The organism is Salinicola sp. CPA57, assembly GCF_003206035.1.
GTDB classification, from domain to species: Bacteria; Pseudomonadota; Gammaproteobacteria; order Pseudomonadales; family Halomonadaceae; genus Salinicola; species Salinicola socius.
In genome coordinates this window covers 6,001-22,362 of record NZ_PZJR01000007.1, presented here as the reverse complement: position 1 = coordinate 22,362, position 16,362 = coordinate 6,001, and the positions used below count along the sequence as shown (strand labels likewise).

The 16,362-nt window shown below is 60.3% G+C and carries 24 protein-coding genes; all 24 read left to right on the top strand.

The genetic code is table 11. The features are described 5' to 3' along the window. The 24 genes from DOM36_RS08365 (at position 1) to DOM36_RS08245 (ending at position 16,213) form a co-directional block, all read left to right on the top strand. On the top strand, positions 1 to 579 hold the full coding sequence (locus DOM36_RS08365; protein ID WP_198651244.1) for a Bro-N domain-containing protein: 579 nt from the start codon (positions 1 to 3) through the stop codon (positions 577 to 579). Between the two features lie 5 nt (positions 580 to 584). Then, on the top strand, positions 585 to 794 hold the full coding sequence (locus tag DOM36_RS08360) for a hypothetical protein (protein WP_232823771.1): 210 nt from the start codon (positions 585 to 587) through the stop codon (positions 792 to 794). Between the two features lie 524 nt (positions 795 to 1,318). Further along, positions 1,319 to 1,603: a hypothetical protein gene (locus tag DOM36_RS08350; protein WP_110642606.1), complete on the top strand. Its 285-nt coding sequence runs from the start codon at positions 1,319 to 1,321 to the stop codon at positions 1,601 to 1,603. Further along, positions 1,603 to 2,079: a VRR-NUC domain-containing protein gene (locus DOM36_RS08345; protein WP_110642604.1), complete on the top strand. Its 477-nt coding sequence runs from the start codon at positions 1,603 to 1,605 to the stop codon at positions 2,077 to 2,079. The genes DOM36_RS08350 and DOM36_RS08345 overlap by 1 nt, the downstream gene beginning before the upstream one ends. Further along, positions 2,079 to 2,675 carry a hypothetical protein gene (locus DOM36_RS08340; RefSeq protein ID WP_110642602.1) on the top strand — a complete coding sequence of 199 codons (597 nt, stop codon included), beginning with the start codon at positions 2,079 to 2,081 and terminating at the stop codon, positions 2,673 to 2,675. The genes DOM36_RS08345 and DOM36_RS08340 overlap by 1 nt, the downstream gene beginning before the upstream one ends. Positions 2,676 to 2,894: 219 nt before the next feature. Next, on the top strand, positions 2,895 to 3,134 hold the full coding sequence (locus tag DOM36_RS08335) for a type II toxin-antitoxin system HicA family toxin (protein WP_110642600.1): 240 nt from the start codon (positions 2,895 to 2,897) through the stop codon (positions 3,132 to 3,134). Further along, entirely contained in the window at positions 3,131 to 3,604 is a 474-nt protein-coding gene (locus DOM36_RS08330; RefSeq protein WP_110642598.1) for a type II toxin-antitoxin system HicB family antitoxin, read from the top strand. Before DOM36_RS08335 ends, DOM36_RS08330 begins: the two co-directional genes overlap by 4 nt. After that, positions 3,604 to 4,038 carry a hypothetical protein gene (locus DOM36_RS08325; protein ID WP_110642596.1) on the top strand — a complete coding sequence of 145 codons (435 nt, stop codon included), beginning with the start codon at positions 3,604 to 3,606 and terminating at the stop codon, positions 4,036 to 4,038. The genes DOM36_RS08330 and DOM36_RS08325 overlap by 1 nt, the downstream gene beginning before the upstream one ends. Positions 4,039 to 4,298: 260 nt before the next feature. After that, entirely contained in the window at positions 4,299 to 4,895 is a 597-nt protein-coding gene (locus tag DOM36_RS08320; RefSeq protein ID WP_110642594.1) for a lytic transglycosylase, read from the top strand. After that, positions 4,892 to 5,167 (top strand): hypothetical protein, encoded by a 276-nt coding sequence (locus DOM36_RS08315; protein ID WP_110642592.1) that lies wholly within the window; start codon positions 4,892 to 4,894, stop codon positions 5,165 to 5,167. The genes DOM36_RS08320 and DOM36_RS08315 overlap by 4 nt, the downstream gene beginning before the upstream one ends. A gap of 25 nt (positions 5,168 to 5,192) precedes the next feature. Next, entirely contained in the window at positions 5,193 to 5,525 is a 333-nt protein-coding gene (locus DOM36_RS08310) for a phage holin family protein (protein WP_110642590.1), read from the top strand. Further along, positions 5,522 to 5,884, top strand: a complete 363-nt coding sequence (locus DOM36_RS08305; RefSeq protein WP_110642588.1) for a hypothetical protein — start codon at positions 5,522 to 5,524, stop codon at positions 5,882 to 5,884. Before DOM36_RS08310 ends, DOM36_RS08305 begins: the two co-directional genes overlap by 4 nt. Beyond that, positions 5,881 to 6,342, top strand: a complete 462-nt coding sequence (locus DOM36_RS08300; RefSeq protein WP_110642586.1) for a 3TM-type holin — start codon at positions 5,881 to 5,883, stop codon at positions 6,340 to 6,342. The genes DOM36_RS08305 and DOM36_RS08300 overlap by 4 nt, the downstream gene beginning before the upstream one ends. 87 nt (positions 6,343 to 6,429) lie before the next feature. Next, on the top strand, positions 6,430 to 7,323 hold the full coding sequence (locus DOM36_RS08295) for a hypothetical protein (RefSeq protein ID WP_110642584.1): 894 nt from the start codon (positions 6,430 to 6,432) through the stop codon (positions 7,321 to 7,323). Between the two features lie 547 nt (positions 7,324 to 7,870). Beyond that, positions 7,871 to 8,386 (top strand): DUF1441 family protein, encoded by a 516-nt coding sequence (locus DOM36_RS08290; RefSeq protein ID WP_110642582.1) that lies wholly within the window; start codon positions 7,871 to 7,873, stop codon positions 8,384 to 8,386. Further along, the gene (locus tag DOM36_RS08285; RefSeq protein ID WP_110642580.1) at positions 8,379 to 10,451 is read left to right on the top strand and encodes a terminase gpA endonuclease subunit; all 2,073 of its coding nucleotides are present in this window, start codon (positions 8,379 to 8,381) and stop codon (positions 10,449 to 10,451) included. The genes DOM36_RS08290 and DOM36_RS08285 overlap by 8 nt, the downstream gene beginning before the upstream one ends. A 12-nt stretch (positions 10,452 to 10,463) precedes the next feature. Then, on the top strand, positions 10,464 to 10,703 hold the full coding sequence (gene gpW, locus DOM36_RS08280; protein ID WP_110642578.1) for a gpW family head-tail joining protein: 240 nt from the start codon (positions 10,464 to 10,466) through the stop codon (positions 10,701 to 10,703). After that, entirely contained in the window at positions 10,700 to 12,202 is a 1,503-nt protein-coding gene (locus tag DOM36_RS08275; RefSeq protein ID WP_110642576.1) for a phage portal protein, read from the top strand. The genes gpW and DOM36_RS08275 overlap by 4 nt, the downstream gene beginning before the upstream one ends. Next, positions 12,202 to 13,347, top strand: a complete 1,146-nt coding sequence (locus tag DOM36_RS08270) for a head maturation protease, ClpP-related (RefSeq protein ID WP_110642574.1) — start codon at positions 12,202 to 12,204, stop codon at positions 13,345 to 13,347. Before DOM36_RS08275 ends, DOM36_RS08270 begins: the two co-directional genes overlap by 1 nt. Positions 13,348 to 13,423: 76 nt before the next feature. Then, positions 13,424 to 13,810, top strand: a complete 387-nt coding sequence (locus DOM36_RS08265; RefSeq protein ID WP_110642573.1) for a head decoration protein — start codon at positions 13,424 to 13,426, stop codon at positions 13,808 to 13,810. 56 nt (positions 13,811 to 13,866) lie between these two features. Continuing rightward, positions 13,867 to 14,856, top strand: coding sequence for a major capsid protein (locus DOM36_RS08260; protein ID WP_110642571.1), 990 nt, complete (start codon positions 13,867 to 13,869; stop codon positions 14,854 to 14,856). Between the two features lie 12 nt (positions 14,857 to 14,868). Further along, positions 14,869 to 15,177 carry a hypothetical protein gene (locus DOM36_RS08255; RefSeq protein WP_110642569.1) on the top strand — a complete coding sequence of 103 codons (309 nt, stop codon included), beginning with the start codon at positions 14,869 to 14,871 and terminating at the stop codon, positions 15,175 to 15,177. After that, the gene (locus DOM36_RS08250) at positions 15,177 to 15,782 is read left to right on the top strand and encodes a hypothetical protein (RefSeq protein WP_110642567.1); all 606 of its coding nucleotides are present in this window, start codon (positions 15,177 to 15,179) and stop codon (positions 15,780 to 15,782) included. The genes DOM36_RS08255 and DOM36_RS08250 overlap by 1 nt, the downstream gene beginning before the upstream one ends. Further along, a complete protein-coding gene (locus DOM36_RS08245; protein ID WP_110642565.1) occupies positions 15,779 to 16,213 on the top strand; it encodes a hypothetical protein in 435 nt (144 codons plus the stop codon). The genes DOM36_RS08250 and DOM36_RS08245 overlap by 4 nt, the downstream gene beginning before the upstream one ends. Positions 16,214 to 16,362: the final 149 nt, after the last annotated feature.

Below are 16,362 nucleotides of genomic sequence, written 5' to 3'. Positions count from 1 at the left end.
ATGTCACAACTGATTCCATTTGAATTCGATCAACACCAAGTGCGGGTTGTGCAAGGTGATGACGGGGAGCCGTGGTTCGTGGCCACCGATATTGCCAAGTCGCTCGGCTATCGGGACGGCGGATCCATGGCGCGGCTGCTCGATGACGACGAGAAGGATTACCAGAATGTGGTAACCCCTGGCGGCCCTCAGAAGATGGTGACCGTCAACGAGTCGGGCATCTATTCCGCCACATTCAAGAGCCGTTCGCCGCTCGCCAAGCCGTTTCGAAAATGGGTGACTGCCGAGGTGCTGCCGGCGATCCGCCAGCACGGACGATATGAAGCACCTACTGCGCCGGCACCGGTCGAGTCGGACAACATGACGGCCATTTCCCGCGCCTCTGCCATTGCTGGTGCACTCGACGCCGCTGCCCGGGCGTTCGGGTTCGACGACAACATGCGTCTGCTCTCGGTCAATCAGGCCGTGCAGAAGCGTACCGGCGTCAACCTGCTGGGTGAGCTGGGCGCAACGCATCTCCTCAGCCCGGTCAACGAGCGCTACATGACGCCGACCGAGCTGGGCCTCCGTTCGACATGAGTGCGGTGGCGGTCAACCGAGCGCTACGTGATCTCGGCTACCAGCGCCAGGAGCGTGACGCGAAGGGCAAGGGCTACTGGGTCATGACCGAGCGCGGGCGCGCTGCTGGCGGCCGGATGATGGATACCGGCAAGAAGCACGGCGACGGCGTGGCGGTGCAGCAGCTGAAGTGGCCGGAGAGCGTAGCGGAAGTGCTGCGGGAGGAAGCGGCGTGAAGCCTATCGAGCCTGGATGCCTCGTCATGGTGGTAGATGCGACAGACGCGTCGTACATCGGAATCACTGGAACCGCCGTTTGCGTAGTGGGTAGCGCAACGCACGCCGGCACCTACTGGGAAGTTTCCAGTAGCGATCGCTTCCACAATCAGCGCTGCCTCCTCCGCATCGACGGCAGCGAGCCTGAGTCAGTCGAGAGCGAGGAAGATCGCGAGGTGCCGGCATGAACCCGCTTCGCCACAAGATCCGATGTCCGGCCTGCCGGGAGTTCAAGACCGCCGGGAAGATGAAACGCCAGGGCGAGGTGCTGCCGTCATGCGTCGATTGCCAGTTGAGCCGTAATCGCCGCCACTACCGAGGCCGGAGGTACTTCGTATGACGCGCTCGACACGACCCAATCGCCCACGCCGTCGGCGCCCGGCTCGCCGCCATTGTGGCCTTTGCGGCCAGGCACGTGACGCGCTCGCCTACGAGCCTGGATCGAGCGTCTGCACGCTGTGCGAGAGCCGCCGGGAGACAGGCCGATGAAACGACACGGCAGCAGCCAAGCGCAGCGGGCGGCCATGCTGGGCGCCAATCCCCGCTTCCAGCTCTATCTCGACGCACGCAAGCGCCATCGCCATGGCCTCACGCTCGAGCAATTGCCGGACGGCACGCACGACGAGCAGGACGCGGCCGATTTCATCCGTCAGGCCTGCGGCGTTGAAAGCCGAGCCGACATCGATCGAGACATTCATGCCGAGTCCATCCTGCGCCGGATCGTGGCGGACTACTCGGCATGGGAACGACGACAGGCGAGGGGGCAGTGATGCAACCGGTTGCAATTCGAAGCCGCAAACCTCGCGCTCCGCGCATCGATCACGAGGGCATCGAGCAGATGGCGCTGATTCGATGGCTCTACGGCGAGCAGCAGCGGGGCCAGGCAGTAGGCGCTTTCTATGAAGTGATCTACCACGTGCCCAACGGTGGCCAGCGCAACAAGAAGACCGCGGCGGATCTCAAGCGCCAGGGCGTGAAGTCGGGCGTCTCGGACCTTGTGGTGATGGAAGGCCGCGGCGGCTGGCTGGGGCTGTACCTCGAGTTCAAGGCGACGCCGCCAAAGCATGCGGCCACTGCCGCCAGCCAGCGGGAGTGGCTGGAGAAAGCCGATCACCGAGGCTATTGCGCGGTGCTTTGCCGGGGGCTGGAGGAAGCGAAAGCGGTACTGAGGGAATACGCGTCGTGGGAGGTGACGATCACGCCCGCACGCAACGAGATGACGCTGGGGAGCAACTGGAGGGGATGATGCGGCAACTGGAGCTGATGGGGATCAATCAACTGCTTGCGGTGATTCGTCGTGAGCCGGCAGAGAGCGCACTACGAGAGCGGGCATTACGCCGGTGCCTCGATGAGCTGATCGAGGTCGAGATCGAATGGCAGATCGATTACCGACACCTGAACCTGGGCCATCACAACGTCAGCACCATCGCGCCGGGTGTGGGTGGTGGTGGCGTGACTGGCAGGGTAGACCACGTGATGGAGGCGGCAGAGCGTTTCCGCTACGCCTGCCGCTGGCGGAACATGGCTAAAGCGTTGCTGGGACACGTCAACGAGAGGCAGCGGATGGCGCTGCTGCTGACCGGCTATGCAATCCCCGAGCAACGCTGGGCACAGAATGCCGGCGGCGATCGGGCGCTTGTTGAGGCGATCAAGCAAGGTAGCAGGGGGCTGACGCTAGCGGAGGTGTGCGGCGCTCAGCGGATCATTCTGACGCGATTGGGATATCCGATGGGTGCCGGACAGACGATCTTTGGGACTTTAGAGGCCGTGCGTGGATCGGCGAAAAATGCTAGGAAGGTTTTGGTGGAGGTGGTCGGTGAGCAGGCGCGGTTGGTCGCGTGATACGTTGGGGGTGTATCCAGCCCTACGGCATGCGGATCGGGTTTGGTTACCGTCTCATGAGTCAACTATCGCCCTGTTTCAAAGCGTTACCTTTTCGGCTAGTGTTGGCGCGACGATGAAGAAATAGGGGTGGATGATGCGAGTGAGAGCATCTATACATAATGGTGCAACTAGATTACAGTTGCGCTCTCCTCGCGCCGATAGGTCTTGGAGAGCAGAATGAAAGGCGACCGAATTGAGAGGCTCAGAGGTCGGCCTAAAGACTATACGTACGATGAGCTCAAAGCATTGCTTGTTTGGCTTGGGTACAGAGAAAAGACTGGTAGTGGGTCACGCAGGAAATTTATTGATGAAACAAACAATAAAATCTTACTGCATAAGCCACATCCAAAGAACATTCTTAAAGATTACGTGATGAAAGAAGTTCTTGAAACCCTGGAGGCGCACGGAAAGATATGACACAGCGCGTGCTAGAGTACAATGGTTATGCTGGTACAGTCGAGTTTTCGATAGATGATGGTACTCTGTATGGTAAAATACAGTTTATCAATGATCTCGTTACATACGAGTCTGAAACTATATTGGGCTTGAAAGCAGAATTTGAGGCAGCGGTTGACGATTACTTGTCCACTTGTGCAGAAGAAGGTGTATCCCCAGACAAACCTTTCAACGGTGTGTTCAATGTCAGGGTTAAGCCGGAGGTTCATAAGGGTGTGGCTCAGGCAGCTATGAGATGCGGTGTCTCGATGAATGAGAAAGTCGGTGAAGTTCTCAGAAAATACCTTGAAGGCTCAGATGATAACTTTTCATACATTCACAAGCACTTTCACGAATACATTGTTCCCGATAAATCAGAGAGTTATAGAAAGTCTTTTACTTTGCCGATGAATTTGAGGAATTCCGGTAATGATATAAAGGTTGTAATGTAATGAATTCTCTAAATTTTATACTTGATAAATATCTTCTAGAAAAAATTGAAGCTGTTGGTTTTCAAGAGGCTCCTGATCCTGGCGACCTTAAAATCGATATTGAGGTTACCTTTTCGGATAAGCTGCACTCTGAGGGTAAGTTCGAGGTCTATCTTAGCTTGGGGTTTAATTTTAATAACGAAAGCAGTAAAGAAAAGATAATGGATGTCGTTGGGAAAGGTGTTTTTGTTTTTCTGGAAGGTATAGAACCCTATGAAGTTAAGGAAGGTTCTGAGCCAGCATTGGCTATTGTCCAAGTATATAATAGTCTTGTGCCACTGATTAATCAGGTCGCCGACGGCATAGGAATGGACGGCTTTAAGATGCCGGCATCTATGCCTGCTAATATTCTGAAAATCGACGCTTCAGATAGCACTAAAGATAAAGGCGGATAGGCTGTCAATTGTGGCTTGAGAATGATGCGTTGTAACCGTGACCGGTTGAAGGTACTATTCAGCTAAGCTTGTGATTTCTGCGCCCTGATCGGTCTTCCCGCTCGGGGCGCTGTCGTTTCCGCACCCTGTTCGCCGCCTGTGCCCGCTCCCGCGTGCTCCCCACGCATTCCCCGGGCATGGGTGGCAACTTCTTCGCGCCACCTGGTTACTGCGCGATCTTGCCGCCCTCGCTGGCGGCTTTTCTTTGCCTGGAGTTCCCCATGCAGTTTCTTCGCGACGTCGCACTGATCGGCGGCGGCAGATACCCGCTGCGCGTTCGTCTGGCGTGGGGGGCTCATGTGTCCGATGCCTTCGTCGATCGGCTGTTCGATCTGGCGGCTCGGTTCGGCTGGACGCTGGATCACGTCAACTGGCTACTGGCCTGCATTGCATTCGAGACCGGCCGGACGTTCAGCCCGGCTCAGCTCAATCTGGCGGGTTCCGGCGCCACCGGTTTGATCCAGTTCATGCCGCGCACCGCTATCGGCTTGGGCACGACGACCGAGGCGCTGGCGGCGATGACGGCGGTCGAGCAGCTCGATTATGTCGAAAGCTACTTCGAGCCCTACAAGCTGCGCATCAACACGTTGCCGGACATGTATCTGGCGATCCTGATGCCGTCTTACGTCAGCCGCCCGGGTGGCTCGGTGTTGTTCACCGATGGCACCACGGCGTATCGGCAGAACGCCGGTCTCGATGCCAACACCGACGGCCACATCACGAAGGACGAAGCCGCCCAGCGAGTGCAGGCAATGCTCATCGAGGGCCAGCGGGCGACGAATTCACGTGATGTCTGGCAAGAGGAGCTCGCCGCATGATTGGCACGCTACTCGCCGCGGCGAACTTCCTGATCGCCGCCGGCCTCATCATTCAATGCCTGATTGCGCTCAATCGCGTCGATGACGGCTGGACCCGCTTTGCCATCCAACTAGTCATCGCGACCGCTGCGGGGCTGCTGACTTTCCTTGGCGCTGACGTGACGGTGGAGATCGCACCGAGCGACCGGACGGCCATTATCCGGCTGTTGCTCAATCTATCGATGATCCCCGCTTGGATACTGATTCACCGGGCTTCGCACAAACGAGGGTAGCCGAGCGACCTAACCGGGGATCGAGATGCCGGACCAAATCACCGAGCTCTGGCTGACCGTTTCCACGTTCGCCCAGGAGCCTGCCCAGTCTGCGGCCCTCTGCGCTGTCTTCATGTCCTCCCTGCGAGTGCTGACATCTGGCGGGCTGGGCAAGCCGAAGCGCTGGATCGAGACGCTGATGGTCGGCTTCCTTGCCTGGACCTCGCTCCCATTCATTCAACATTGGGGATACGAAGCCGAGACCGGCCGCTTCTTTGCCGCGTTCCTTGGCTATATCGGCGTGCATGGATTCGAGAAGCGTGTCGATCGTCTGCTGGACAACATCGCCGACGTCACGTCGGCACTGAGGCGGAAATGATCCGATGGATCGGGAAGCTGAGCACGGATAGCCGCTCACACCTATTGGTCGCCGCGGCGTGCTTTGCCTGGGCGGTGCTCTCGCAGATGCAGGCGAGCGACGCGGGCAAGCGCTTGGATGCCGCGCAGGACTATCAGCAGGCCGTGGGATATGGCCTGTGGTACGCGCTGGTCGAGGAGCAGGACAAGGCCGGCGGGTTCGAGGCTCAACGTAACATCGCACGCGAGAAGCTCAGCGATTTGCAATATCGAATCGGCGTAGCGGATGCCCGGCTAACTGCGTGCCAGGAGACCACGAACATGACCACCGCAGAGGGCTGGACTGGGCAGCTGCAACTGAGAACGGAGCGAAAGCGATGAACATAATCGACAAGGCGCTCGGCGCTGTTGTCTCGCCGATCCTCGACATCGTCGACAAGGCGGTGACCGACAAGGACGAGGCTGCCCGGATCAAGGCCGTCATCACCAGGGAGCTGATCACCGAACGCTCTAAGAGTCTCGACGCACGCATGCAGGTCGTGCTCGCCGAGGCCAACGGCGAGAGCTGGCTGCAGCGCAATTGGCGACCGCTGCTCATGCTGGTGATCGTGGCTATCGTCGGCAACAACTACCTGCTCGCTCCCTACCTCGGCGCCATGTTTGGCGTTGGCCTGACGCTGCCGCTGCCTCAATCGTTGTGGGACCTCATGACGCTCGGCGTCGGCGGGTACATCGCAGGCCAGACGGCAGAGCGTGGCCTCGCCACCTGGCAGCAGGGGCAGGTGGCTAAGGAGCAAGCGCGATCGGGTCGCCTGGCGAGTGAGATCGATACACGCTAAAGCATTGTGCTTGTGCGAGATCGCCTACAGATGAATCAGCTCCCACGTGGCATCATTCCTTAGGGATAAAACATAGGGGAATGATCCATGAATTCAAATTCAGGTGATGGCAGAAAGACAATTCTCAATCTGATCATGATTGTCTTCGCCTTGATCTTTGGTGTGTGGCTCGGTGCTTGGTATTTTGGGGTTCAGCCTTCTATGAAGGAGATTACTGAGCAACCGCTCTCAGATGTATTTAACAGCGTGAATGCGCTTTTCGCAGGTTGTGCATTCGGCGGTGTGATTTTGACGATCTACCTTCAGCTCAAGGAGCTTCAGGATACTCGCGAAGAACTCGCGAAGACCGCCACAGCAAATCACGATATGGCTATTGCAAACCTGAAGATGGCTGCCCACGCGAATGAGAAGTCGGTATTAGATCTTTTCCAAGTCTACTGCAGTGACTACTTCCAGACGGTTAAAGACTCGTCGATGAGCGTACTCATCCCCGCCGTGGCTTGCAGAGGATATTGTGAGTTTGTGGTCAGCCGGTTCTTCGTTGCTGAACAGCTACCCTTTCCGGAAGGATGTTGGAATAAGGTTTCGAATGCCTCCTATTGCGAGAGCCTGGAAGAGTTTAAAAAAGAAGAGCAGCGATATCGTTACAAGCTGGATGAGCTTCTCAATTTCTTCACCCTCTTGTCCGGGCAAAGCAATTCAGATGAGGTAATTCGTCGTTGCGACTTCTCGTACTCTTGGTGGCGGCCGCTGTTTTGGATGCTCACTCTCATCCAGCGAGAACGATTCGAGTCCAGTGATAAGATACAGAAGTACTCCACCCCTTTGTTCCTGGAATCCATGGTCAAAGATCTGGATAGAATCTACGGGTTTTCAGCCTTCGAGTCGGATGAAGAGGCATGGAGCTACATTCTTAATCATCCCAAGGTGCTGACCTACGGAGTAGACCCCGCATGGAGCCTGACGAGGTCTATTGATTGAGCATTGGAAAAGGGCGGCACGATAGCCGCCCTGTTGTCACTTCACCTTCCTGACGCCCTTAAAGGGCTTGTCATCGCTTGTCTTCTGATCCATGAAGCGACCAGTCGAGTCATCGCGCTTAGTCCAGTTGCCGTTCGGGCCTTTGAACTGAGAGCGATCCTTTACAGCACCATTGCGGTGGCCATCCCCTGAGGGTGGGTTCGTAGCCATGGGCTAGCTCCTCTTTTGAGGGTAAGTCTCCATCGTGATCGAAAGGTAAGCATTCTGTAACCCTCCATTGGGAGCAGGTCACGCGATTCTCGACGCGCACCGAATTGGTGCAAAAAATCGTGGGTCCTTCCCCAGGTTGGATGCTCAGACCACGGGGGCAGAGCATCGCGGAATTTGGAAAATTTTCTGGCTACCAGGATGCTCCACCCCAAGTGGTGATGATCCCGCGCGGTTGAGCGGCTGGTGACTTGTACAACCTGTACATCGTCCCGGCGATTTTTAGGGGCGTGAATCTCGGCCCGTTGGGGGTGGAACGTTGAGCATGAGGTAGGCATCCATGGGTGAGGTGATCAACAGTCAGGATGCCTACAGCTGGTCGATCAACAAGATTGCAACGGCGTTCGGAATGGACCGCCGGACGGTCTCCAAGCGGCTGCAAGAAGCTGGCGTCGCGCCTGCTGGAAAGCGGCGGGGTAGCGCGGTCTATGCGCTGTCGGCGATCGGTCCCGCGCTATTCGGAGAGCCGACCCGCATCGCTGGTGGTGTCAATCTGGATGATTTTCCCGACGCCCGTAAAGCCTGGTACCAGTCGGAAAACGAGCGGCTGAAATTCGAATCGGCCATCCGAACGCTGATCCCTGCCGACGAGTTCGCGCGGGAACTGGCCACGTTCGCCAAGGCAACGGCGGCGGGGCTGGATCAACTGCCGGACATGCTCGAGCGCGATGCCGGCCTGGAGCCGGAAGCGATCGATAAGGTCCAGAAAGTCATCGACCAGCTGCGCGAACAGCTTTACGAGGCAGTCGTCTCAGACGCGCCGGATATGGACGACGAGGAGGGCGCGGATGGTTAGCACGGCTAACGCTGCCTCGATTCGCCGTGACATCGCGACACTGCTGCGCCCGCCGCGCCGGGTCAAGGTCAGCGAGTCGGCCGCCGAGTCGATGAATGTCGTTTCCGGCAATGGCACCAAATCCAAGTGGGACCCGGATACCGCGCCCTACATGATCGAGCCGATGAACTGTCTCAGTTCGCGGCTGTACGATGCGGTGGTGTTCGTTGGCCCCGCGCGTACCGGCAAGACCATTGCGCTGATCGATGGGTTCATTTTCTACAAGGTCATCAACGATCCGGGTGATGGCCTAGTCGTCCAGATATCCGAAGAGAAGTCGCGGGAGTTCAGCAAGAAGCGACTGCTGCGCGAGTTCAAAGCCTCGCCGGACATGCTCAAGCGATTGAGCGCGCAGGGCCACGACAACAACGTCCACGACATCACGTTCCGCGCCGGCAACATGCTGGCGATCAAGTGGCCGTCGAAGAACGTATTCGCGTCGTCGGATTATCAGTTCGTGCTGCTGACCGACTACGACCGCATGGACGAGAACATCGGCGGCGAGGGCTCCGGCTGGGTACTGGCCAGCAAGCGAACGCAGACATTCGGCTCTACCGGCATGACGATGGTCGAGTCGTCGCCAGGCCGCCCGGTGAGGGAACCCGACTGGCAACAGCCCGCTGACGAGCCGCACCGCGCGCCACCGACGACGGGCAGTCTGGATCTCTATAACCAGGGCGACCGTCGGCGGCTTTACTGGCAGTGCCCCGGCAGGAAATGCAGAAGTTGGTTCCAGCCGATCAAGGAGCATTTCAACATGCTCAGCGGTCGTGTTTTTTGCCCGCACTGCTCCGAAGAGATCGACCCGCGTGCCAAGCGCGAACTCAACGCTAACCACCGTTGGGTGCCGGAGGGATGCACGCTGACGCTCGAGGGCGAGCTGAGCGGCACGCGTCGCGAGACCCGCATCGCATCGTTCTGGATGGAAGGCCCGGCGGCCGCGTTTCAGGCGTGGGCGTCGCTCGTCAGCAACATGAAAGCCGCCGAAGAGACATTCGAGCAGACCGGCAGTCAGGAAGACCTGCAGGCGCGTACCAACGTCGACTGGGGCCGGCCCTATATCAATCGGGTGGCCGCGAAGAAGCGCAGCAGCCAGACGTTGATTGATCGTGCCGAGCAGACGGTAAAGCGTCGCGTGCCGCACGGCGTGCGCTTCCTGACCGCCGCCGTCGACGTCCAGGGTGGCAAGAATCGCCGCTTCGTGGTGCAGATCCACGGCTGGGGACCAAACCGGGAAATGTGGGTGGTGGACCGCTTCAACATCCGAGAGGACAAGGGGCCGAACAACGACCAGCCGCCGCGCTCGATCAATCCGGCGACCCAGCCGGAAGACTGGGATCTGTTGACCCGTGACGTCATGCGCCGTAGCTACCAGCTAGACGATGGCAGTCAGCGCCGCATGCCGGTCGCGGCGATGGCCGTCGATACCGGTGGCGAGGGCGAGGGTGACGAGTCGGTCACGTCCCAGGCGTACGAGTGGTATCGGCGTCTCGCCAAGGATGGACTGCAAAGCCGGGTGTTCCTGGTCAAGGGTGCCAGCGGCAAGACGGCGAGCCGCGTGCGCCGAACGATGCCGGATAACACCTCGCGCAAGTCGCGGAAGTCCAACGCCAAAGGCGACGTTCCGCTGTACCTGCTCGGTACCAACCTGCTGAAAGACACCGTCGCCGCGATGATGGACCGCGACAATCCGGGCGCTGGCTACATGCACATGCCCAGCTGGCTGGGGCAGGACTGGTTCGGCGAGCTGACCTATGAGGTTCGCGACCCGGCTACTGGCAAGTGGGAAAAGCCGGGCAAGCGGGCGAACGAAGCGTTCGACCTGTGCGTGTACAACCTGGTGGTGTTCATCCTGCTGAAAGCGGAACGGATCGACTGGGAGTCGCCGCTGGCCTGGGCCGACGAGTGGGATCGCAACATGCTCATCATCCACCCCGAAGGGGCGACGCAACCGGCGGAAACACCAGCGCCGGCGCCCGCTCGGAAGAAGCGCCGCCCGGCCCGCGTCATTAAACCCAAACTGTAATCAGGAGTGCCCATGGCCCGTTACACCGCCGAGGAACTGGCCAGCGTGAAGCAGGCCATCGTCGACTTCGCCCGAGGCGAGCGCGTTGCCAGCGTCACCAAAAACGGGCGCACCGTGCAGTATTCCGCCGCCGATCTGAATGAACTACGGGAGCTAGAGCGTGAGATGGCCACCGATGTCGCCTTCGCCGATCCCAAGCGCCGCCGTCGCAGCCGAACGCGTATGACGACCACATCGAAGGGGCTCGGATGAACGCCAATACCGCAAAGCCGCGCGTTCGGGTACGCAATGGCCAAGTGTTGTCGGTCAAAGCTCAGGGCTACGAAGGCGGCTCGACCAGCCGCCGAATGGCTGGCAAGGGCGTCTCGGTCACCGGCCCGAATCTACCGATCGCACGTTCGTTGCCGATGCTGCAGTCGCGCAGCCATAACGCGATTCGCAATAACCCGTACGCCGCTGGCGCGAAAGAGACCTACGTCTCCAACCTGGTGGGAACGGGTATCAAGCCCCAGTGGGGCGATCCGGTAATCCAGGCGTTGTGGGACCGCTGGGTGAAGGAGTGCGACGCCGATGGCATCGACGACTTCTACGGACTGCAATCGCTGGCGACCGGGGCGCAGTTCGAGGCCGGCGAGGCGCTGGGGCGGTTCCGTTACCGGCGCAAGAGCGACGGGCTTAGCGTGCCGCTGCAGATCCAGTTGATTGAGTCGGAACATCTGGACCCGAGCTACAACAGCGTGAGCATGCCTGGCCGTCGACTGATCAAGATGGGTATCGAATTCAGCCCAATCGGAGAGCGAACGGCTTTCCACCTGTGGCGCTATCACCCCCACGAAAAGCTGACCGGCGAGCTGAATACCCGCGTAGCGGTGCCGGCCGACTCGGTGGTGCATATGTACCGCCGAACGCGTCCCGGTCAGCTGCGCGGGGTGCCGGAGCTGACATCGGTCATCATCCGGCTCTATGAAATCGACGAGATGCAGGACGCTACGCTGGCGCGGCAGAAGCTGGCCCAGATGTTCGGCACCTTCGTCAAACGCAAGACCACGGCCGACCCTGACGATGGCGATCCGGTATTCGGCAAGGAACAGCGAGACCCTGAAGACGAGCGAGAGCCGATCTCGGAATTCACGCCGGGCGGCATCCATTACCTCGACGATGACGAGGAGGTGTCGTTCTCGACACCGCCTGACATTCAGTCCCAGTACACGGCGTGGCTACGTTCCGAGCTGCTGGCGGTGGCCAAGGGCGCAGGCATCACTTACGAGCAGCTGACCGGCGATCTGTCTGGCGTCAACTACTCCTCGATTCGCGCCGGCCTGCTGGAGTTCCGACGCCGCGCCGAAGCGCTGCAGGCGCATCTGATCGTTCACCAATGGTGCCGGCGCATTGCCGCCAAGTGGCTGGACGTTGCCGTGACCAGCGGCGCGTTGCGGATCGCCAACTACTGGCAGCACCGCGACCGCCTGCTGGCGATCGACTGGATAGCGCCGAAATGGTCGTGGGTCGATCCGCTCAAGGAAGTGACCGCCGATCTGTTGGAAGTTCGCGGCGGCCTGGCCCCGCGCTCCGAGAAAGCCGGCGAACGCGGCTGGTCGCTCGAGCAGCTGGACGCCGAGATCGACAAGGGCAACAAGAGCGCCGATCGCTATGGCCTGATTCTCGACTCCGACCCACGTATCACCAGCAAAAACGGCGCATTGCAGGCAGCCGCCGAGGCGCTGGCCACCGAAGAAGAGGAAGACGACTGATGAAATGGTTCAAAGCAGAAGCGGTGCCGGGTGAGTCGAACCGCGCCCATATCGTCATCGATCAGCCGATCGGCTCCGATTGGGCGCCGGATTGGATCAACGACTTTATGGGTGAGCAGCCCGCCAAGGAGTTCATCCAAGCGGTGGAAGCGCTAGGCGATCTCGACATCATCGATCTCGAGATCAATTCGCCGGGCGGCGACGTTGCCTCGGGTATCCGGATCTTCAACTATCTGCGCAATCACAAGGCCACCGTTAACGTCCGTGTGACGGGCATGGCGGCGAGTATCGCCACCGTCATCATGATGGCTGGCGATACCCGCGTCATGGCCGTCGGCTCGACGCTCATGACCCACCGCGCCGCGTCGCTGATGATCGGCTATTTCACCGCCGCAGAGATGGAAGCGCACGCCAAGAACGTTAAGACGATCGATAACGAGATCGTCAACGTGTACGCCATGACGACGGGCAAGACGGCGGAAGAGGTCGCGGCGCTGCTCGACCAGGGCGACACCTACATGGGAGCCGATGAGGCCATCGAATGGGGCTTTGCGACCGACAAGGACGCCAAGCTACAGGCCGTGGCCTGCGCTGATCCGCAGTTGTTCAAAAAACAGATTCAGCAGGAAGGCAAGATTCGCGAACTGCAGGCGAAGCTGGGCGGCAACCAGACGATGACGGCGGCCGACGCGCTGGCGTTGGCGTTCGACATCACCCCGGAAGAAGCGGAAACGCAGGCGGCGGATCTCGGCGATCAGATCATGGCGCTGCGTCAGTCGGCCGCCGGCCAGGTCGAGGGCTTCGAGTTCACCGTGGCCGCACTGCGTGAATCCCACCCTGACCTGGTGAAACAGATCGAGGCGAGTGCGACCGGTACCGAAGCCATCCAGTCGGCTGTCGCCAGTGAGCGCGCACGCGTCACGTCGATCATGAAACTGTGCAACACAGCGGGGCAGACGCAGTTGGTGGACAAGCTGGTGGATAACGGCTGGGACGAGACACAGGCGTCGGAGTACGTCTACGACGTTGCCGCCGCCGGCAGCACCAGCCAGAACATCAACGGCAGTCACTCGCCCGAAGGCGGCCACCGCGCCAAGGGGATCGATTACAACAAGGCTTACGCACGATACCGGAAGCCTGCCTAGTAGCACCGAGCCAGACGGCTCGCCCATCCTCGAGCGCCTAGCGCTCACCCGTTAGATCCAGATAGGAGACACAACCATGACGACCTTCACCGAAGGCCGGCATACCGGCGAGCACGTCGTTTCGGAAGCCAACGGCGCCCGATCCAGAGAGACCGGATTCCTGGCCGCCGGCCATAACCTGCCGGCCGGTACCGTGGTGGCCAAGCTCGATGACGAGTTCGTGCCGTTTGACCCCACGGCCACGGACGGCGCCGAGCCGCCGGAGCCGACCGCCGCCGCGACGGCCTACGGCGTGCTGTATGGCGCTACAGACTCCCGGGATGGTGCCGCCAAGTGCGTCGTCCACTCTCGCGACTGCGAGGTCCATGGCGAGGCGCTGACCTGGCCGGATGCCATCACGGATGCGCAGGAAGCGACAGCGCTCGAAGCCATGGAAGCGCGCGGCGTCATCGTTCGCGACTGATTGCCTGGCCGCCGGCTTCGAGCCGGTACAACCCCGAATATCCAGAAGGATGACCGATGAATATTTTTGACTCCGATATCTTCACGCTCGCGGCGCTGACGGCCGCGATCAACGAGGTCGAGTACCTGCCCAATCAGATCGGTGCGATGGGGCTCTTCGATGCCAGCGGCGTGACCACGACTAACGTCGTGATCGAGAAGCACGGCGACAGCCTTTCTTTGGTCGAGAACAAGCCGCGCGGCGCCGGTGGCACCGTGGTGGGTGCGAACAAGCGAACCGGTATTTCGTTCCAGACCGCGCACCTGCCGACGACGGCCACCGTGCTGGCGGACGAGGTTCAGAATATCCGGGCGTTTGGTACCGAAGACACCACGGAAGCCGTTCAGACCGTCGTCAATCAGCGCTTGGCGAACATGGCGCGGCGTCTCGACATGACCCACGAGTATCACCGCCTCGGTGCCATCCAGGGCAAGGTGCTGGACTCCGATGGCTCGACGGTCATTCACGACCTGTATCAGCAGTTCGGGGTGAAGCAGAAGGTCATTGCCATGAAGCTGGCGACCGAATCCACCGACGTGCAGAAGGTCTGCCTCGATATTCTCGAAGCGACCGAGGAAGCTCTGGGGGGGCTTTCATTCGACGGACTGAACGTGCTTTGCGGCAAGACCTTCTGGCGCACTCTTATCACCCACCCGAAGGTCAGAGAGGCCTACGAGCGCTTTGAGCAGGGAGCCCAGCTGCGCGCCGACCCGCGTGCGCCGTTCTACTTCGGCGGGATCTACTGGAACCGCTACCGTGGGGGCGGCAAGGTCAAGATTGCCGATGATGAGGCTTACACCGAGCCGACCGGGGTGATGGATCTCTTCATCACCCGATTCGCGCCGGCCGACTACATGGAGACCGTCAACACGCTGGGGCTGCCGTTCTACGCCAGTTCTGAGCCGCTACCCCATAACAAGGGTGTTTCTCTTGAGGCGCAGTCCAACCCGGCGCATCTCTGCACCCGGCCCAAGGCAGTCATGAAGCTGAAAGTCGGCGCTAGCTAAGGCGGTCTAGGTATGGGCTTTGCAGACCTTTCGCGGCGGCTCAATGCCGCCGCGAACCAGCATCTATCCGACGGCCTGGCCACGTACCGGCGCGCGAACGGCAAGACGATCGAGAGCGTGCCGTACACGCTGGATCTGGAAACGGTCGTTTACGACGACCCGGAAAGCGGCATCGGGCGCCTTGCCAACACGATCGAAGTGCCGGTCGCGCAGGTGCCCAAAAGCGGGCCGGGTGATGTCGTCATCACGCCGGAACGGCGCTGGGAATACCTCAGCGCGATTTCTGACGATGGGGATTTTCGCCGCTTTGAGGTGATGTGATGACGATGCGCTTCAAGTACGACATCCAGCGTCAGCAGAAGCTGCGGCGGGATCTCGGCGAGCAAGGCGCGAAAGTCGAGAAGGCGATGAAGTGGTCGCTGGATGCCGCGCAGAGCAAGGCGGCGGCGATGTTCTCGCGGGAGATTCGCAAGGTCTACACGATCAAGATCGCCGACGTGAAGCGTTCCCTGCAGATCAAGCGAGCCCGGCGGGACGCCTACCGGGCGTTGATCTACACCGGCCGGCGTCTGCCGCTCGCGCGATTCGCTCCCAAGCCCAAGGTGGTTCGCGTCAACGCGACCAGCGTCAGCGGCCGCGTCTACCAGACGCGACGCAAGGGCGCGACGGTGCGGGTGAGGAAGGACACGGGCCGGCAGCTGGTGGGGCGTGCGGGTCGGCAGTCTGGCGGCTGGTACGCCAAGGGCCATGTGCTGCGTCGTGCCAGTGCCAAAGACAACCGCTCCGAACCGTTCATGCAGTTCGGCCCATCCATTCCGGGCATGGTCGCCCACCCGCAGTTGATGAACGACGCGCAGGAAATGGTGCGTCGTGAGTTGCCGCGTCAATTTAGCGACCGGCTCGACTACCTACTGAGCCAGAAATGAGCCAATCCCCCGACGAGGTCGACCTGACAACGGCGATCATCGCTCGACTGCGCGAGCAGTGCCCCGGGCTGGTTAGCGTCAGCGAGGCGATGATGACAGAGGCCATCGACGACTTTAACGAAGACGTCCCGTGTGCCCAGGTCTATCTCGCCGAAGACGGCGCCGCTGGCGAGCCAGCTATCGGTGGCCGACGGCAGATGATCGGCCAAGTCTACGGCGTGTGGCTGGTGGCCAAGCTGGGAGACGACTACCGAACCCACCGCAAGGCGCTGCGCGATGCGCTGTTCGGTTGGCAGCCGGAAGTCTCGGGCGACGCCATGGCGTACCAGAGCGGCAAGGTCGACAAGATCGTCGGACCTTACACGTTCTGGATCGAGTTCTGGTCGATCAATACCTGGTATCGGTCGAGCGACAGAGCAGTAACCATTTAACCCACCAGGAGGGACGCCGAATGGCAACCCAAAAGGCCGGCGTGTTCCGCCGACGCAAAGGCGGCGAGCTGGAGACGGTGAGCGAACCGACGAAGCCGCAAAAATACGGGGCGCACGCCAAGCACCCCAGCAAAGTGAAGCCTGCCGCC

Excerpts from the sequence above, each read along its gene's own strand:
- DOM36_RS08365 (WP_198651244.1), top strand. The coding sequence starts at position 1 with ATGTCACAACTGATTCCATTTGAATTCGATCAACACCAAGTGCGGGTT.
- DOM36_RS08350 (WP_110642606.1), top strand. The coding sequence starts at position 1,319 with ATGAAACGACACGGCAGCAGCCAAGCGCAGCGGGCGGCCATGCTGGGC.
- DOM36_RS08345 (WP_110642604.1), top strand. The coding sequence starts at position 1,603 with ATGCAACCGGTTGCAATTCGAAGCCGCAAACCTCGCGCTCCGCGCATC.
- DOM36_RS08340 (WP_110642602.1), top strand. The coding sequence starts at position 2,079 with ATGCGGCAACTGGAGCTGATGGGGATCAATCAACTGCTTGCGGTGATT.
- DOM36_RS08335 (WP_110642600.1), top strand. The coding sequence starts at position 2,895 with ATGAAAGGCGACCGAATTGAGAGGCTCAGAGGTCGGCCTAAAGACTAT.
- DOM36_RS08330 (WP_110642598.1), top strand. The coding sequence starts at position 3,131 with ATGACACAGCGCGTGCTAGAGTACAATGGTTATGCTGGTACAGTCGAG.
- DOM36_RS08325 (WP_110642596.1), top strand. The coding sequence starts at position 3,604 with ATGAATTCTCTAAATTTTATACTTGATAAATATCTTCTAGAAAAAATT.
- DOM36_RS08320 (WP_110642594.1), top strand. The coding sequence starts at position 4,299 with ATGCAGTTTCTTCGCGACGTCGCACTGATCGGCGGCGGCAGATACCCG.
- DOM36_RS08315 (WP_110642592.1), top strand. The coding sequence starts at position 4,892 with ATGATTGGCACGCTACTCGCCGCGGCGAACTTCCTGATCGCCGCCGGC.
- DOM36_RS08310 (WP_110642590.1), top strand. The coding sequence starts at position 5,193 with ATGCCGGACCAAATCACCGAGCTCTGGCTGACCGTTTCCACGTTCGCC.
- DOM36_RS08305 (WP_110642588.1), top strand. The coding sequence starts at position 5,522 with ATGATCCGATGGATCGGGAAGCTGAGCACGGATAGCCGCTCACACCTA.
- DOM36_RS08300 (WP_110642586.1), top strand. The coding sequence starts at position 5,881 with ATGAACATAATCGACAAGGCGCTCGGCGCTGTTGTCTCGCCGATCCTC.
- DOM36_RS08295 (WP_110642584.1), top strand. The coding sequence starts at position 6,430 with ATGAATTCAAATTCAGGTGATGGCAGAAAGACAATTCTCAATCTGATC.
- DOM36_RS08290 (WP_110642582.1), top strand. The coding sequence starts at position 7,871 with ATGGGTGAGGTGATCAACAGTCAGGATGCCTACAGCTGGTCGATCAAC.
- DOM36_RS08285 (WP_110642580.1), top strand. The coding sequence starts at position 8,379 with ATGGTTAGCACGGCTAACGCTGCCTCGATTCGCCGTGACATCGCGACA.
- gpW (WP_110642578.1), top strand. The coding sequence starts at position 10,464 with ATGGCCCGTTACACCGCCGAGGAACTGGCCAGCGTGAAGCAGGCCATC.
- DOM36_RS08275 (WP_110642576.1), top strand. The coding sequence starts at position 10,700 with ATGAACGCCAATACCGCAAAGCCGCGCGTTCGGGTACGCAATGGCCAA.
- DOM36_RS08270 (WP_110642574.1), top strand. The coding sequence starts at position 12,202 with ATGAAATGGTTCAAAGCAGAAGCGGTGCCGGGTGAGTCGAACCGCGCC.
- DOM36_RS08265 (WP_110642573.1), top strand. The coding sequence starts at position 13,424 with ATGACGACCTTCACCGAAGGCCGGCATACCGGCGAGCACGTCGTTTCG.
- DOM36_RS08260 (WP_110642571.1), top strand. The coding sequence starts at position 13,867 with ATGAATATTTTTGACTCCGATATCTTCACGCTCGCGGCGCTGACGGCC.
- DOM36_RS08255 (WP_110642569.1), top strand. The coding sequence starts at position 14,869 with ATGGGCTTTGCAGACCTTTCGCGGCGGCTCAATGCCGCCGCGAACCAG.
- DOM36_RS08250 (WP_110642567.1), top strand. The coding sequence starts at position 15,177 with ATGACGATGCGCTTCAAGTACGACATCCAGCGTCAGCAGAAGCTGCGG.
- DOM36_RS08245 (WP_110642565.1), top strand. The coding sequence starts at position 15,779 with ATGAGCCAATCCCCCGACGAGGTCGACCTGACAACGGCGATCATCGCT.